The organism is Rhodococcus sp. WAY2, from assembly GCF_009859915.1.
Classification (GTDB): Bacteria; Actinomycetota; Actinomycetes; order Mycobacteriales; family Mycobacteriaceae; genus Rhodococcus_F; species Rhodococcus_F oxybenzonivorans.
The window spans coordinates 2,744,846-2,760,916 of sequence record NZ_CP046572.1; the positions used below are offsets into that span (position 1 = coordinate 2,744,846).

At 67.6% G+C, this 16,071-nt stretch carries 15 protein-coding genes; 9 read left to right on the forward strand and 6 right to left on the reverse strand.

Annotation, left to right across the window (positions count from 1 at the left end):
* Positions 1–84 precede the first annotated feature (84 nt).
* From GFS60_RS12745 to GFS60_RS12770, 6 genes are all read left to right on the forward strand, one after another.
* A complete protein-coding gene (locus GFS60_RS12745; protein WP_159921681.1) occupies positions 85–465 on the forward strand; it encodes a polyketide cyclase / dehydrase and lipid transport in 381 nt (126 codons plus the stop codon).
* A 153-nt stretch (positions 466–618) separates the two neighbouring features.
* Positions 619–1,056 carry an SRPBCC family protein gene (locus GFS60_RS12750; RefSeq protein ID WP_159921683.1) on the forward strand — a complete coding sequence of 146 codons (438 nt, stop codon included), beginning with the start codon at positions 619–621 and terminating at the stop codon, positions 1,054–1,056.
* Complete coding sequence (locus tag GFS60_RS12755; RefSeq protein WP_317768221.1) at positions 1,056–2,294, forward strand: ArsA family ATPase; 1,239 nt, start codon at positions 1,056–1,058, stop codon at positions 2,292–2,294. The genes GFS60_RS12750 and GFS60_RS12755 overlap by 1 nt, the downstream gene beginning before the upstream one ends.
* Positions 2,291–2,692 carry a hypothetical protein gene (locus GFS60_RS12760; RefSeq protein ID WP_159921685.1) on the forward strand — a complete coding sequence of 134 codons (402 nt, stop codon included), beginning with the start codon at positions 2,291–2,293 and terminating at the stop codon, positions 2,690–2,692. Before GFS60_RS12755 ends, GFS60_RS12760 begins: the two co-directional genes overlap by 4 nt.
* A gap of 64 nt (positions 2,693–2,756) precedes the next feature.
* Complete coding sequence (locus GFS60_RS12765; protein ID WP_109335033.1) at positions 2,757–3,752, forward strand: ROK family protein; 996 nt, start codon at positions 2,757–2,759, stop codon at positions 3,750–3,752.
* A gap of 127 nt (positions 3,753–3,879) precedes the next feature.
* Complete coding sequence (locus GFS60_RS12770; protein ID WP_159921687.1) at positions 3,880–4,635, forward strand: lysophospholipid acyltransferase family protein; 756 nt, start codon at positions 3,880–3,882, stop codon at positions 4,633–4,635.
* Positions 4,636–4,782: 147 nt separating this feature from the next.
* Here the strand turns inward: GFS60_RS12770 and GFS60_RS12775 are convergent, their stop codons facing one another.
* On the reverse strand, positions 4,783–6,120 hold the full coding sequence (locus GFS60_RS12775) for a glycosyltransferase 87 family protein (RefSeq protein WP_397518053.1): 1,338 nt from the start codon (positions 6,118–6,120) through the stop codon (positions 4,783–4,785).
* 52 nt (positions 6,121–6,172) lie between these two features.
* On the opposite strand from GFS60_RS12775, the gene GFS60_RS12780 reads away from it, so the two are divergent.
* Both GFS60_RS12780 and GFS60_RS12785 read left to right on the forward strand, forming a co-directional pair.
* Positions 6,173–6,664, forward strand: coding sequence for a polyadenylate-specific 3'-exoribonuclease AS (locus GFS60_RS12780; protein WP_159921691.1), 492 nt, complete (start codon positions 6,173–6,175; stop codon positions 6,662–6,664).
* Positions 6,665–6,706: 42 nt separating this feature from the next.
* The gene (locus GFS60_RS12785) at positions 6,707–8,092 is read left to right on the forward strand and encodes a class II 3-deoxy-7-phosphoheptulonate synthase (protein ID WP_109329236.1); all 1,386 of its coding nucleotides are present in this window, start codon (positions 6,707–6,709) and stop codon (positions 8,090–8,092) included.
* 11 nt (positions 8,093–8,103) lie between these two features.
* On the opposite strand, the gene pknB is transcribed toward GFS60_RS12785, so the two are convergent.
* On the reverse strand, positions 8,104–10,116 hold the full coding sequence (gene pknB / locus GFS60_RS12790) for a Stk1 family PASTA domain-containing Ser/Thr kinase (RefSeq protein ID WP_236603447.1): 2,013 nt from the start codon (positions 10,114–10,116) through the stop codon (positions 8,104–8,106).
* A gap of 110 nt (positions 10,117–10,226) precedes the next feature.
* Here pknB and GFS60_RS12795 point away from each other — a divergent pair, with 110 nt between their 5' ends.
* Positions 10,227–10,595: an Rv2175c family DNA-binding protein gene (locus GFS60_RS12795; protein WP_159921693.1), complete on the forward strand. Its 369-nt coding sequence runs from the start codon at positions 10,227–10,229 to the stop codon at positions 10,593–10,595.
* Positions 10,596–10,603: 8 nt separating this feature from the next.
* On the opposite strand, the gene GFS60_RS12800 is transcribed toward GFS60_RS12795, so the two are convergent.
* The 4 genes from GFS60_RS12800 to GFS60_RS12815 all read right to left on the reverse strand — a co-directional run bounded on the left by GFS60_RS12800 (position 10,604) and on the right by GFS60_RS12815 (position 15,957).
* A complete protein-coding gene (locus GFS60_RS12800; RefSeq protein ID WP_159921695.1) occupies positions 10,604–11,545 on the reverse strand; it encodes a phytoene/squalene synthase family protein in 942 nt (313 codons plus the stop codon).
* A 7-nt stretch (positions 11,546–11,552) separates the two neighbouring features.
* A complete protein-coding gene (locus tag GFS60_RS12805; protein ID WP_159927128.1) occupies positions 11,553–13,157 on the reverse strand; it encodes an alpha-(1->6)-mannopyranosyltransferase A in 1,605 nt (534 codons plus the stop codon).
* A gap of 81 nt (positions 13,158–13,238) precedes the next feature.
* A complete protein-coding gene (gene crtI, locus GFS60_RS12810) occupies positions 13,239–14,846 on the reverse strand; it encodes a phytoene desaturase family protein (RefSeq protein WP_159921697.1) in 1,608 nt (535 codons plus the stop codon).
* Positions 14,847–14,856: 10 nt separating this feature from the next.
* Positions 14,857–15,957 (reverse strand): polyprenyl synthetase family protein, encoded by a 1,101-nt coding sequence (locus tag GFS60_RS12815; RefSeq protein WP_201453610.1) that lies wholly within the window; start codon positions 15,955–15,957, stop codon positions 14,857–14,859.
* Positions 15,958–16,071: the final 114 nt, after the last annotated feature.

Genomic DNA, 16,071 nt, shown 5'->3' on the forward strand with positions numbered 1-16,071 from the left:
ACGGACCCCTGCTCAGAGCCTGCTCTCGGCCACCGGAGCGACCACGCGGCGATCGTGGCGCGGCAGTGTGTGAAGCTAGTCGCTGTGAGCAGTATTCAGGTCGCAGACCAGACGTTCGTTGCGGCGCCACCCGCGCAGGTAGCGGCGGCGATTGCCCCGCCCACCCGCTGGCGACGGTGGTGGCCCGACCTCACTCTGTCCGTCCGCGAGGACCGTGCCGACAAGGGGATCCGGTGGGTCGTGGCCGGGTCCCTCACCGGAACGATGGAGGTGTGGCTCGAACCGGTGCTCGACGGGGTGATCGTCCACTACTTCCTGCATGCCGAACCGGCCCGGAGCGAGGGCGACGGTTCACCCGACCTGGCCGCACTGAACCGTCGCCGCCGTGTCGAGGGGAAAGTGATGTCCTTCGAGGTCAAGAAGGAACTGGAAGCGGGTCGCGCACCCGGGGAACCACCATCCTGACCTGGCGCCCTTTCCCAGGGGCGCCGTCAGCATTGTGTCCGAGCACAGGAATCGTGTGTGATAGTCGGGCACGACACAGTCACGGAACCAGGTAACAGTGTGGCCCGGCCATCGGCGCGCGGGTTCGCACACGCGAAAGGAAGCGTTCAGTCCATGCCCGAGAGGACCAAGAGGTCGATCAGTATCGAGGCGCCGGCCGCCCGGGTGATGGATGTGATCGCCGACTTCGACGCGTATCCGGCGTGGGTGACGGCAGCGAAATCCGTGGAGGTACTGGACCCGGGGCCGAACGGCAGGGCCGATCGGGTGCGCTTCGTCCTCGATGCGGGAATGGTCAAGGACACCTATGTGCTCCGCTACCAATGGGCGCCGGACGGCAAGGCCGTGAGCTGGGAGCTCGAGTCGGGCGAGATACAGAAGGCGCAATTCGGTTCGTATGTGCTCGAGGAAGAATCGGGCGGCAGTACCACCGTCACCTACGAACTGACCGTGGACCTCACCATCCCGATGATCGGCCTGTTCAAGCGCAAGGCCGAAAAGGCCATCACCGATACAGCGCTCAAGGAACTGAAGAAGCGGGTGGAAGGCTGATCAGCGAGGGCGGTAGCGGTCCCGCACGGGTCCAGTTCTTCGTTGGCAAGGGCGGTGTGGGTAAGACCACACTCGCTGCCGCGACGGCGCGGGCGGCTGCGGACAGTGGTAGTCGGACACTTCTCGTTTCCCTCGATCAAGCGCATTCACTCGCCGACGTCCTCGGTGTCGGGTCGGCACGGGACCTCGTGTCGGTGGCCGAAAGTCTCGACGTGCTCGAACTGGACACTCTCGCCGTGCTGGAAAGGCGCTTCAGGAGCGTGTCGGCACTGATCGCCGCCGCAGGCAACCACGACCACGGCGCGCAACTGTCGGCACTGGAGCCCGAGGAGTTGACGGGGCTGCCGGGTGTGCAGGACGTGCTGGGTTTGCGGGAGGTCGTCGGCTTCGCCACCAGCGGGCGGTACGACACCGTCGTCGTGGACTGCCCACCCACCGCGGATGCCCTGCGGATGCTCGACGCTCCTGCGATGACCCTCGACTACATCGAGCGGGTGTGGCCGCAGCATCGGCGGATGATCGCCCTGGTGGGCACGGATCCGCGGCTGGTCATGCTGGTCTCGTTGCTCGAGCAGGTGGTCTCCGCCGTCGGCGAGGTCCGGGCGTTGCTGACGAACCGCTCGAAAACCACTGTGCGCCTGGTTACCGCGCCCGAGCGGGTGGTGCTCACAGAAACACGCCGCACCTTGGCCGCGGCGGCGCTCTCGGACCTGCGGGTCGATGCCATCCTCGTGAACAACCTTCTGCCGCAGTTCGATTCGACTTATCAGGGAGATGGTCCCGGAGTCGCCTGGCTGACGCGGCGACGGGCGCTCCAGCAGAGGGTGCTCGCCGAGCTCACCGCGTCGGTCGGAGCGACCGTGATCCGCACGGTGACCCGTTCGGTGACGGAGCCGGTAGGGTTGGCCGATCTCGGCGATATCGCCAGGGAGTTGTATACCGACGGCGTGGACGCGGTTGCGGTGCTGGGGAAAAACCCCCCTGCAGTGCGGGTGGGGCTGGAATCGGGGGCCGGTGTGGATTCTGTGTACACGATGCGGATGTATCTGCCGCTCGTGAATCCGTCGACTCTCACCTTGGGTCGAGTGGAGGACGATTTGGTTGTGGGTGCCGAAGGGGTGCGCCGGCGAATACGCCTCGCCTCCGTCCTACGCCGATGCGTCGTTGCAGGCGCGGAACTGGACGGCACCGACCTCGTGGTGCGCTTCACCCCCGACCCTCAGGTGTGGCCGGTATGAACGACGATCACGCCCAACTCGTCGCGGAACTGCGGGCGCTGGCCGAAAATGCCCTGGAGCGACTCGAACCGATCCTGCAGCGCGCCGCGGCACCCCACGCGCAGGACGGGCCGAACGATCCGGCGGCGGGCACCGGCGAGTGGTCGGGGTGCACGTGGTGCCCGGTCTGTGCGCTCGCGGCGTTGATTCGCGGTGAACAGCACGACCTCGTGACACTTCTGGCGAATCAGGGGACCGTGCTCATCGCGGTTCTCCGGCAGATACTCGACGAGCATCGTGTGCACGACACCCCGGACGGCCCGCAGGCCCCGGACCCCCCGCCGGGTGGCGCCGAGGACGCAGCACGCGATCCCGCCGGCTCGGCGTTCGTCCCCATTTCGGTCACCATCAAGCAGTGACCGCCGGCGCCCTGTCCGCAGATCTCATGCGCGCGGGCGGCCCGGCGTGGGCACAATCATGTCCATGAACAACGGCGCGGGCAGCGACACGGGCGGCAGCTCGCCACTGACCATCGGCATCGACGTCGGCGGGACCAGCATCCGTGCCTCGGTGGTCGATGCGAGTGGCGAGGTTCTGGACTCGCTCCAGTCGCCGACACCGGCGTCCGCGAAGGCTCTCGAGAACGGCCTCGACCGGGCCGTACGGGAGCTGTCGGGGCGACACAGTATCGCCGCTGTCGGGCTGGCGGTCGCCGGATTCATCACCCCGGACCGCACCACGGTGCGGTTCGCGCCCCACCTGCCCTGGGTGGGTGCACCGGTAGGGCGGGACCTGGGCGAGCGGCTGGGCCTCCCGGTGATCCTCGAGCACGACGCCAATGCCGCCGCATGGGCCGAGCACCGTTTCGGCGCTGCGGCCGGAGGTCGGAACGTGGTGATGCTCGCCGTCGGGACGGGCATCGGGGCCGCGCTCCTCGCGGACGGGCAGCTCTACCGCGGCAGCCATGGTGTCGCTCCGGAGCTCGGGCACATTCAAGTCGTTCCGGGTGGCCGTCCGTGCGCGTGTGGGAAGCGCGGGTGCTGGGAGCGGTACTGCAGCGGCACGGCCCTCGTCGACACTGCGATCGAGCTGCTGGCCGCCGATCCGACGACGTCGACCATCCTCGCCCGTGAAGTCGCCGTCGATCCGGGTGCGCTGACGGGACGGCGGATCGCAGGCGCCGCCCAGGACGGGGACCCCCTGGCCCAACAGACGATGCGGGAATTCGCGCGCTGGCTCGGGGTGGGGCTGGCACTGATCGGCGACGTGTACGACCCTGATCTCATCGTGATCGCAGGCGGCGTGGCAAGCTCGTCCCCGTTGTTTCTCGACGCGGCACGCGAGCACTACGCTGCATTGACCACCGGCGCGGGCCATCGGCCGTTGGCACGAATCCGGTCGACTCAACTGGGTGAGGCAGCGGGCATGATCGGTGCCGCGGAGCTCGCCCGGGCCGTCCTGCCCGACCGGGTAGGTTGACTCCTCTTCGACACCTGTAAACCTGCAGTGTGATGCTGTGCGGGGTACCAGGGCGTATGTAGCGGCCCTCACCTACCCGAAGTAGAGTCGACCCGAACGAAGCTTGGGTTGCAACGGGAGGGACGCCATGTGGTACTGGCTCTTCAAGTACGTGTTTTTGGGGCCGGTTCTCTGGGTGTTGGGTAGGCCCACGGTGGAGGGAACGGAGAACATTCCGGCCGAGGGTGGTGCCATCTTGGCGAGTAACCATCAGGCAGTGCTGGATTCGTTCTTCCTTCCGTTGCGTGTCTCGCGCAGGATCACCTTCCTCGCGAAGAGTGAGTACTTCACCGGGACGGGACTGAAGGGCGCCTTCCAGCGCTGGTTCTTCTCCGTCGCCGGGCAGGTGCCGATCGACCGCACCGGGGCCGACGCCGCGCAGGACGCACTGAATGCCGGTCTGCGGGTGTTGTCGCAGGGGAAGTTGCTGGGCATCTATCCGGAGGGCACCCGTTCTCCGGACGGCCGGCTCTACAAGGGGAAGACCGGACTGGCGCGGTTGGCGCTCGAGTCCGGTGTGAAGGTCATCCCGGTGGCCATGATCGGAACGGCGAAGGTCAACCCGATCGGTTCGCGGCTCTGGCGTCCCGCGAAGGTGACCGTCCGGATCGGGGAGCCGATCGACTTCTCCCGGTTCGAGGGAATGGGCGGCAATCGGTTCGTCGAGCGGGCCGTCACCGACGAGGTGATGTACAAGCTGATGAAGCTGTCCGGTCAGGAGTACGTCGACATCTACGCGGCGACCCTCAAGAAGTCGACGTCGACCGGCCCGACTGCGGTGCCGGAGGCAGGACTCGCCCCGGCCACCGATGTCACTCGGATGCCGGACACACGCGCGAGCTGACTTGCCACGGCCTCAGGCCACGGGGACGGACACGTCGCCTCAGGACACGGGGACGGACACGTCGCCTCAGGACACGGGGACGGACACGTCGCCTCAGGACACGGGGACGGACGCGTCGCCTCAGGACACGGGGACGGACGCGTCGCCTCAGGACACGGGGACGGACACGTCGCCGGACGGTGTCCGGCGTTCGTCCCCGTCCGGCCGGGGCGCGGCCGTGCCGAAGGTGACGAACGCCACGGCTACCACAGCGAGGCCCCACCACACGTAGGACGACGCCAGGAACTGGTCCCACACACTCCAGTGGACGCCGCTCCAACGGCCGACTCCCAGCTTCCAATGGGCGGCCACCTTGATGACGGCCAGTCCCGCGACTGCGAGGAGCCCGAGCGCGATGCTGCGTCGCCGGTAGGCGAGGACCCCGAGCGTGAGGATGATCGGCACCGACCACACCCAGTGGTGTGACCAGGACACCGGGGACACCAGAAGTCCCAGCACCGCGTTCACCCCGAGCGCGAGCGCGGCCTCTCCGGCGCGGAGCGTTCGGAGCATCGCGACGATCACGACGGCGAGAACCCCGAGACTGAGCAGCAGCCAGATCGGGGTGCGCAACGACTCGCTCACGTCGAAACGTGCCAGCACCCCGGTGATGCTCTGATTTGCCGGATACGCGGGAGTGCCGATCCGGCCCGAGTCGAAGAGAGTCCGGGTCCAGTAGATGACCGAGTCGCTCCACGTTGCGATCGCGCCCACCGCGCTGAATGCAACGAAGGCGGCCGCCGTCGTCACTGCCGCGCGAAAGTCTCTGCGCAGCAGGAAGTACAGCACGAACACGGCGGGGGTCAGCTTCACGGCGGCGGCCAGTCCGATCAACACACCGCGGGGCAGGGGTGTGCGCTTCGCGAGGCAGTCGAACGCCACCAACGCCATCAGCAGGATGTTGATCTGCCCATAGTCGAGAGTGGACGACACCGGTTCGAGTGTCATGGCCACGGCCAGCCCGCCGAGTGCCGTCCACACCAGGGTGGTCCGCGGGGCGATTCCGAGGGAGTCGAGAGTGACGAGGAGTGCGCCGAACAGGGCGACAAGGGACAGCACGGTCACCACCACTCCTGCGGCCTCCAGCGACACCAGCGACAGTGGACTGAAGACCACCGCCGCGAGCGGCGGATAGGTGAACGGAAGGAAGTTACCCATCTGCGTGGGTGGCATCGATCCGTAGAGAGTGGGCCCGTGGAGGAACACCGACCCGCCGAGACGGTAGACGTCCAGGTCGAGCCGGTAGTAGAAACCGAAGTCGCGCAGACCCGGCAGACCGACGAGGTTATACGCGAAGCCGGTGACGAGTCCGGTGACGATCAGGACCCGGATCAACACACCTGCCACGCGTTGTCCCGGCGGCGTCCGCGGCGCCTCCGAGCGGTCCGCGGCAGTGCCCGCGGACCGACGACCGTCGGGGGTAGCGCTCACCAAGGTCTCCTTCAGGAGTGAGGGGTGGATCCGGTCGACGCCGACGAATGAGGCATAGTCTGCGGGCGTGCGTTACTTCTACGACTGCGAGTTCATCGAGGATGGTCGCACGATCGACCTGGTGTCGATCGGGGTGGTCGCAGAGGACGGACGTGAATTCTACGCCGTGTCCACCGAGTTCGATCCCGCGCGCGCCGGAAAGTGGGTGCGGCGGAACGTTCTGCCGAAACTGCCTCAACCGTCGTCCCCCTTGTGGAAGAGCCGCGCGCGGATCCGCGACGACCTGTACACGTTCCTGATTCCCCGACCCGGCGTGGTGCCCGAACTGTGGGCGTGGGTGGCCGCCTACGACCACGTCGCCCTGTGTCAGCTGTGGGGAGACATGACGGCGTTGCCGCAGTCGCTGCCCCGCTACACCCGAGAGCTCCGTCAGTACTGGGAGGACAACGGCAGTCCAGCCCTTCCACCTGCACCGGGAGACGCACACGACGCACTGGCCGACGCCCGGCACAACATGGCAAAGTTCGAAGCCGTGCGGGTGGCGCGGTCGCTGCGGTGACCTGACTCGCCATCCGTCCTGCCGAGCGAATATCCTGTATGGGTGAACTGGACTGTCGACGTGCCGATCGACCGCTTGCCCGAACTTCCGCCGCTTCCTTCCGTGATGCGTGAGCAGCTCGACGCTGCCCTGGCCAAGCCGGCTGCCCAGCAGCCGCAGTGGCCGGAGGGGCAGGCCGCGGCGATGCGGACCGTCCTCGAGAGCGTTCCGCCGATCACGGTCGCCAGCGAGGTCGTCGCGCTGCAGGAGAAGCTGGCGCAGGTGGCCCGTGGGGAGGCATTCCTCCTCCAGGGCGGTGACTGCGCGGAGACCTTCGCCGACAACACCGAGCCGCACATCAAGGGCAACATTCGCACGCTGCTGCAGATGGCCGTCGTCCTCACCTACGGCGCGAGCCTGCCCGTGGTCAAGGTTGCGCGCATCGCCGGTCAGTACGCGAAGCCGAGGTCGTCGAACGTGGACGCACTGGGACTGCAGTCGTACCGCGGCGACATGATCAACTCCCTCGTCGCGGACGAGGCGGTGCGCGCCCACGACCCGTCGCGGCTGGTGCGCGCCTACGCGAACGCGAGTGCAGCGATGAACCTCGTCCGCGCGCTCACCGGCGCGGGCATGGCCGATCTGCACAAGGTCCACGACTGGAACCGTGAGTTCGTGGCGTCCTCACCCGCGGGTGCCCGCTACGAGGCACTTGCCGCGGAGATCGACCGTGGCCTGCAGTTCATGAACGCGTGCGGCGTCACCGATCCGAGCCTGCATCAGGCGCAGATCTTCGCCAGCCATGAGGCGCTGGTCCTCGATTACGAGCGAGCGATGCTCCGTCTGGACAACGACGACGATCACCCCAAGCTGTACGACCTGTCGGCCCACTTCCTATGGATCGGTGACCGCACCCGTCAGCTCGACGGAGCGCACATCGCGTTCGCGGAACTGGTGTCCAACCCGATCGGACTGAAGATCGGTCCCAGCACCACCCCCGAGATGGCCGTCGAATACGTCGAGCGTCTGGACCCCACCAACAAACCGGGCCGGCTGACGCTGATCTCCCGGATGGGCAACAACAAGGTGCGCGACCTGCTGCCGCCCATCATCGAAAAGGTGCAGGCCACCGGTCACCAGATCATCTGGCAGTGCGACCCGATGCACGGCAACACGCACGAGGCGTCCACCGGCTACAAGACCCGTCACTTCGACCGCATCGTCGACGAGGTCCAGGGTTTCTTCGAGGTCCACAACGGCCTCGGCACCTACCCGGGCGGCATCCATGTCGAGTTGACCGGCGAGAACGTCACCGAGTGCCTCGGCGGCGCCCAGGACATTTCCGACCTCGATCTCTCGGGCCGGTACGAGACTGCCTGCGACCCGAGGCTCAACACGCAGCAGTCACTCGAACTGGCGTTCCTCGTCGCGGAGATGCTGCGCGGCTGATCCGGACAGAGTCAGGGCAGCGACACCAGGGTGACGGTGCTCCCGGGTTTCACCAGGTCGCCGCCGCCCGGGTTCTGGCTGATCACCACCGACCGGTCGGTGTGGGTGACTTGACGCACCTTCACCTCGAGTCCCAGTCGCGTCAGCTCGTCGCGAGCGGATCCGACGGTGCGTCCGAGCATCGACGGCACCCGCACGGCGTTGGACACCGTCAAGGTGACACTGCTGCCTGCGCTGACCTGGGTACCGGCCTTCGGGTCGGTGGCGATGACATCGCCTTCCTCGACCTTCCGGTCGAAGTCGGTGGCAGTGTCCTGTACCACGATGCCGACCGCTTCGAGGGACGCGCGTGCCTCAGCCTCCGACATTCCCCGCACGTCGGGGATGTCGACGGGGGGAGCGCCCTTGCTGACGATGAGTTTTACCTGCGAGCCCGTGGGGAGTGAGGTGCCGGGCGCCGGATCGAGCGCGGCCACCGCACCGATCGGAACCTTCGCGCTGAATGCCTGACCCCCGTCGACGGGCATGAAGGTCCGGTGCCGAAGCTCCCGCTCGATCTCGGAACGATCGCCGCCGGCGGGCAGGGGAGGGACGGTCGGCTGTCCGAGTGACACGACGAGCGCGACCGTGCCGTCCCGGGAGATCCGCGAGCCGCCCGGGGGATCCGTCCCCAGCACGGTGTCGAGGGCGGCTGTATCCGAATACTCGCCGCGAATCTCCGAAGAGAGCCCTGCCGCCTCGATCGCCGACACCGCGGCACCTCGATCCAGCCCGTCGATGGCCGGGACCGCGGTGTACCGGCCGGAACCCATCCACCAGCCGCCGAACCCCACGGCGAGGGCGAGCATCAGTACCACCAGCAGCCACAGGATCGTCGTCCGCCGCGACCGCTGACGTTCGGCGGCGAAATCCGGATACCGGTACCCCTCGTCAGGTTCGTCGTCGCCGGCCGATCCGTGCCCGTCCATCGGGGGACGCGGGGTACCCGCCGTCACGATGCGGGTGTGCTGGATACCGGGCTGTCCGCTGTGTTGCGGGAGCGGTGCGTGGAGAGGAGCAGCGGGAAGGTGCGCGGTGGGTGGGGCGAGCGGGCTCGGCGGCGAGGTGAGCGGAGGTGCGCTCGCAGCGGCCGCAAGATGCTGGGCCGAGCGGCGGGGTGCGGGCACCCGGTAGGTGGGCAGCTCGAGCGCCGCCGCGATGCTACGGAGTGCCGTTCCCATCTGTTCGGCGTTGGCGAAACGGTGTGAGGGTTCCCGGTGGGTGGCCTCGGCGACGAGTTCGTCGAACTCGTGCGGAACCCCGGCGATGTACGACCCCGGTCGGGGAACGTCCTGGTTGATGCGCTGATACGCAACGGAAAGGGAGGTGTCCCCGGTAAACGGTGTGCGCCCGGTGAGAAGCTCGAACAGCAGGATCCCGGTGGAATAGACGTCGCTGCGGGTATCCGCGACCCCGGACGTGACCTGCTCGGGAGACAGGTATGCGGCGGTACCGAGAATGACGCTGTTGGACGTGGTGTTCGACGCTGCTGCGGCGCGCACCAGACCGAAGTCGGCGATCTTCACCTCGCCGCCGTCGGAAATCAGGATGTTCTCCGGTTTGACGTCCCTGTGCACGAGTCCGGCACGGTGAGCGACGGCCAGCGCATCGAGAACCGGTCCAGCCACCGCGGCCACGGCATGCGGAGGCATCGGCCCGCGCTCGCGCAACAGTTCCCGTAGCGTTCCCCCATCGACGAGTTCCATCACGAGAAAGGCGTGTTCGCGGTCGTGTCCCTGGTCGTAGACGGCGACGAGTGAGGGATGCCCCAGCCGGGCCACCGAACGGGCTTCGAACTCGAAGCGGGAGACGAAGGCAGGGTCGGCAGCGAACTGCGGGTCCATCACTTTGATGGCCACCGGACGGTCGAGGCGCATGTCGAGCCCCCGATACACGGTGGACATACCCCCACGCGCGATCAGGGCATCCACCCGATAGCGCCGGTCGAGCAGTTCGCCGATCAAACGTTGACCTCCATCGTGCACTGTGTCCGTCCCCCGTAATGTCCGCGCAGTCCGGCCACGCGCCCTCCAATCGTAGCCAGCCGGACCGACCGGTAGCGCCACGGCGGAACCGACCAGATAACGTTAGGGGAGTGAGTGCCATCCCTTACTGTGACGATGTCCTGGACCCTTCCGTCTCGCTACTACAGCTGGTGGACGTGGCGAAGTCGCTGGGTGTACCCGTCACACGTGTGCAGCAGCTTCTACGGGATGAGCAGCTGATCGCTGTTCGCCGCAACGGTGTGCTCGGCGTTCCGGAACTGTTCTTCGGTGAGGACGGGCAGACGCTGAAGTGGCTGCCCGGCCTCATCGCGGTACTACACGACGGCGGCTTCCGCGACGAGGAGATTCTGCTGTGGCTTTTCCGGGAGGACGACAGCCTTCCGGGGACGCCCGTGCAGGCGCTGCACGGGGATCTGGCTCGAGAGGTCGTTCGCCGGGCACAGGCGATGGGTTTCTGAGCGTCGTTTCACTGCGTGCCGCGTATGGGAACCGCGAGCCGGGCGAATTGGGGAATGGCGGTGGACCACCGGTTCCTGCGCGGCACCGTCGCGCGCTGGTGTAAGACGGCATAGCCGCTGCGCTCTATTTCGTCGAGAATCCTCGAGTACAGCACGAAGGCCGTTCTGATCCCGGGCTGTACCCGGCGGTCCAGCATGCCGATTCCCGGCTCCGCATCCCGGTACACCGCCCGGGTGACCGCGATGAGGTGGGCGAGCGCACGAACGATGCGCTGATCCGTTGTTCCGGTGCGTCGGCTGGACATCAGCAGGTCGGTGTCGACACCGAAAGCTGCCAGCTCGTCAGCGGGGAGGTACACGCGTCCCCGGTCGAGGTCTTCTCCGACGTCCCGGAGGAAATTGGTCAGCTGGAACGCTTCGCCGAGCGCAGCGGCGTGGGGCTCCGCCTCGTCCGCGGGACAGATCGTGCCGAGCACGGGCAGCATCTGCAGCCCGATCACGGCGGCGGACCCGTACATGTACTCCCGCAGTGCCGGCATCGTGGTGTACCGGGCACGGTGCGACGGGGTATCCGGAATATCCATCCGCATCGACTCGAGGAACGCAAAGAAGTATTCGGGCGAGATGTGGAAGGTCGCGACCGAGTCCAGGAAAGCGGGAAGGACGGGCGCCAGCTCGGGAACCGTTCCGGGGTCGATTGCAGTCGGGTCGTCGAATCCCCGTCGAAGCATCGATTCGATTCGATCGAGTTCTGCTGCACACTCTTCGGTCGACCGCACGCCGCCCATCTCGACATCGACGATGTCGTCGACGGTGCGGGCGAACGCGTAGAGCGCGTGAACCGCGTTGCGGCGGTGCCTGGGAAGTAACCGGGTGGCGAGGTGGTACGTGCGTCCATGCTCCGCTGTCAGAGCACCGCAGTAGCGATAGCTCTCCACCAGCTCCGCCATGGCCCGGCTATTCCACGCCGGGTGACGCGGCTACGCGTCGGAGTCCGGAGGAGGGGACCTCCGGGGACGGCCGGGATGCGCGCAAGCGCAGAGGGTCGACCGTGCGCAGCGACACCGCCGCGACCACAGCCGCGAACGTGGCGAGAGCAACGTGGGGGAAGGTGTAGAGGCCGATCGAGCCGTCGGGCTGGAATACCAGCATCAACCAAGTGGACAGCCCGACGAGCACCATCAGCGTGCGTGTGGACAGGGCGAAGCCCGCTGCGATGGCGACGGGCCAGGAGTAGTACCAGGGCAGCGCGGCCGGCGAGAGAATGACGATGGCGACCAGGACGATCAGGATTCCGAGTATTGCGTCCCGTTCGGTGTTCTTGAATTTCCACCAGACGGTCAGGACGATCGCGACGAGTGCGGCTGCGCAGATCGGCCGGGTGATCGCGAGGATTTCGCCGAGCCGCAGATCCGCGAACCAAGACGTTCCGACGGTCACGACATGGGCAAGGATCGTCGGCAACGACAACCAGTTGATGATCTTGTTCGAACCCGACAGGGCCGTCATCCAGCCCAGTCCGACCCCGGCCACCGCCGACGCTGCGGCGAAGATGACGACGAACACGGCGACCCCCGCGCCGGCAGTTTTCGCGAACAGTGCCAGCGGCGATGCCGGAGTACGCCCTTCGGCCTCCGCTCTCTCCTTCTCGTGCAGCATCCAGATCCACACCATGAAGGGGAGTGCGGCACCGGCGGTCGCCTTGATCGCCACCGCAATCGCGACGAGCCCGATGCCCGCGAGATGGCGTCGCTCGAGGACGAGCGCGATGCCCGCCGTCATCAGGCCGACCATCAGCATCTCGTTGTGGACTCCACCGATGAGATGGACCAGAACGAGGGGGTTGAGCACTGCCAGCCACAGGGCGATGGCCGGGTTTCCGCCGAGGTGACGTGCGAGGTGGGGGACCGCCCACATCATGAGAGCGAGCCCCGGCAGCATCGTCAGACGCAGCAGCATGGTGCCGGCGATGACGTTGTCACCGGTCAGGGCGGTGATTCCCTGACCGAGAAGCAGGAAGACCGGACCGTAGGGCGCCGTCGTCGTGGTCCACACGTTGCTGACGTTGTCGAGCAGAATCCCAGGATTGACCACCGGGCCCACGGCATAGGGATCGAAGCCGTCGCGCAGAAGGGCGCCCTGGGCGAGATACGAGTAGGCATCGCGGCTGAACATCGGCACCGCCAGCAGCAGGGGCGCCGTCCAGATCGGAACGATCAGGCGCAACTGCCGCAGAGCGACATCCCCGGCCAGCGTGCCGCGCCCCAACCGGACCCAGGCGGCGATCATCGAGATGACGCCGATCCAGACGATGGCGGTGGACAGTATCTGGCCGTGCCCGAACCGCAGCCACGACAGATGCATCGCCTCGAGCAGGGGATCCTCGCGGCGGACGCTACCCGCACCGAAACCACCGAACGTGATCATGATCGCGCCGGCGAAACCCAGGATCGCCGCATGTCCCGCCTGGCTGCGGAGGAAGTCGGCCGTGGTCTGAGGCCACGAACGGTGCGGCGGTGTCGTCGCAGGGGCGACGGTCGCCTGCGGGGCAGAGGACGTCATGGGTGCAGATTCCTCCCCCGAGGTGAGTTCGGTTGCGATCGGTGCACCGATCATCGCGCGCACCACATGGTCGCGCCTAGTTTAATTGCTCCCGACACCACTTATTGCCACGCCTCGCTCATATATCTGCCTTTCGGGCTCCTGCGCACCGGTGATGCGGCGCGCGGCGAGCTTCCCCGACAGCAGGACGGTCGGTACACCGACACCGGGGACCGTGCCGGAACCGGCGAGGACGGCGTTGTCGACGCCCGGCACCAGATTCGGGCGCCGGAAGGGGCCTGTCTGGCGGAAGACGTGTGCTGCCGCGAACGGGCTGCCCGCGCTCATGCCCTTGTTCAGCCAGGTCAGCGGCGTATCGACGTGGTCGATCTCGAACTGCGCGGCGATGCCCGTGTATCCGCGGTCCTCGAGCACCCGCAGAAGTTCGCGCGTGTAGGGGCCGGTCAGCGACGACCACTCGAGCGGGGCACTGTGCAGATTGGGGCAGGGCGCCAGGACCGACAGCGGCTCGGACGGAACATCCGAGCGGTCCACGAGGAGGCTCGGGTCGGACAGCGCGGGCCGGGTGATCAGCAGGGAGGGGTCCGTCATGAGGCGACCGCGGCCGGCTCGTGCGGTGATCTCCGCGAAGGTTCGCTCCCACGCGGCGCCGAAGTCGATGGTGTGGTGACGCTGCGCCGCCCACCGGGAGGTCACCGCGGTGGGGATCGTGCCGTGGAGGACCACCGCGGACGGTGACACCCTTACGCGGCGGGGGATCCTCCGGGCGACCGGCCGGAGCAGTTCGTCGACGACCGCGGTGTCCGGGGTGAGGACCACGGCGTCGCATCCGACGCGTTCACCGGACGCGGTGTGGAGGGCGCGCACACGGCCATCGGACGTTTCGACCCGCGTGACCGTTGTGTCGAGCCGGAGGTCGCCGCCCGCCGTGGTGAATGCGTCGGCGAGTGCGCGAGCAATGGAGCGCATGCCGCCCTGCGGGAAGTAGACGCCCAATGAGGTGTCCATGTGGGCGATGGCGCCGTACACCGCGAGCGCATCGGCGGGCGCAACCCCGGCGTACAGGGCCTGGAAGGTGAAGATCCGGCGTAGCCGCGGATCGGTGATCGTGCGATCGACCCGGGAACCGAGCCGGCCGAACCCGCCCAGGGCAGTGAGCCGGACGAGATCCGCCGCGGCCGCCCTGCTCGACACGAGGTCGAGAGGCGAGTCGAAGTTCGCGTCCATGAAACGGGAGTACTCGGCGTCGAAGATGCGACCGAGCCAGCGTCGTAGCTTCAGGTAGCGATCGGATTCCGCGGGTCCGCACACCCGGGTGATCTCGGCGACCATCGCCGCCGGGTCCGAGTGGACGTCGAGCGAGGAACCGTCGGTGAAGCGCGCGTGATAGGCCGGGGACAGTTTCTCGAGAATCAGGGCGGGCCGGGTCGAGGTGAAATCCGCTCCGACCGCAGCGAGGGCTTCACGGACCAGTTCGGGCATGGTGAGCACGGTTGCGCCGTTGTCGATGTCGTAGCCGGGACCGCGGTAGGTGCCCACCCGGCCGCCCGGCAGTGGATCCCGTTCGAGGACGGTGACCCGCCGGCCCGACCCCCTGAGGTGAAGAGCCGCCGACAGGCCCGCGAGACCGGCGCCGACGACGACGACGTGATCGGTGGGGCCCGGAACGGTGCGGAGCGTGCGTGCCATCGGGGTGCCGTCAGGAGTTGCGCCGCGTCGCCGCGACCGCCATGTCGGTGAGGTGTTGTTTCGCCTCCGGCGTCGCGGTGCTTGCCGTCAGGGTCGTCAGCGCGGAGTCGACGAGTTCCTCGATTCGTTTCTCGACGTCGTCGACCGCGCCGAGCGAGGTGATCGTCTCGCGGAGCGTATCCACGTCCGCGTCGGACAGGTCGGTGCCGATGCTCCCGCGTAGCGCTGCGGCCGCCCCGGGATCATCGCGGTCGGCGCGCTGAAGGGCCAGCGCGAACAGCACGGTGCGTTTCCCCGCCCGCAGATCGTCACCCGACGGCTTTCCGGTCACGGCCGGGTCACCGAACACGCCGAGGAGATCGTCCCGCAGCTGGAATGCGATCCCGATGTCCGTACCGAATCTTCGGTAGGCCGACACGAGGTTCTCGCCGGCACCGGCGAGTGCGGCACCGAGATGCAGTGGCCGCTCGATGGTGTACGCCGCGGTCTTGTACCGGTTGACCCGCATCGCCGCGTCGATCGACTCGTCGGCCCGGGCCTCGTTGCTGATGTCCAGAAACTGGCCACCGAGAACCTCGGTGCGCATCGCGGACCAGACGGGGGAGATGCGCGCGGCGGCGTCCGGGCCGATACCGGATTCGCGGATCATGTCGTCCGCCCAGGCCAATGCGAGGTCGCCGAGCAGGATGGCGACAGCCTCCCCGAAGTGCGGAGACTCGCCGCTCCAAGAACCGGCGCGGTGGCGTTCCTCGAACTGGACGTGGACGGTGGGGAACCCGCGTCGCGTGGTGGAGGCGTCGATGATGTCGTCGTGAACCAGGGCGCAGGCTTGGACCAGCTCGAGGGCTGAGCAGGCGCGCAGCACCGGCCCGGCGTCGGGACCCTGCGGGTCACCGCCCGCGCCGATCCACCCGGTCCACGCGAAGGCCGGGCGTACTCGCTTTCCGCCGCGGAGGACGAAGTTCTCCAGCGTGGTCACGGCGTCGCGGTAGCCGCCGCCCACGGCGTCGACCAACTCCGTCCGGCCGGCGAAGAACTCTCGAAGCGCATTCTCGACCCCGGCCGCCAGAGCGGAGGGGCGCGTTTCGACGGACAGTGTTGCCTCCCAGATCGACGTTCCGCGTGCGCACCGGTGACGGCAGCAGGCCTCGTCACCACCATAGTGGGCGTCGCCCGGTAGGACCCGATGCCCTGTTTCCCACGAATGCCCCGCTCCCGCGATCGA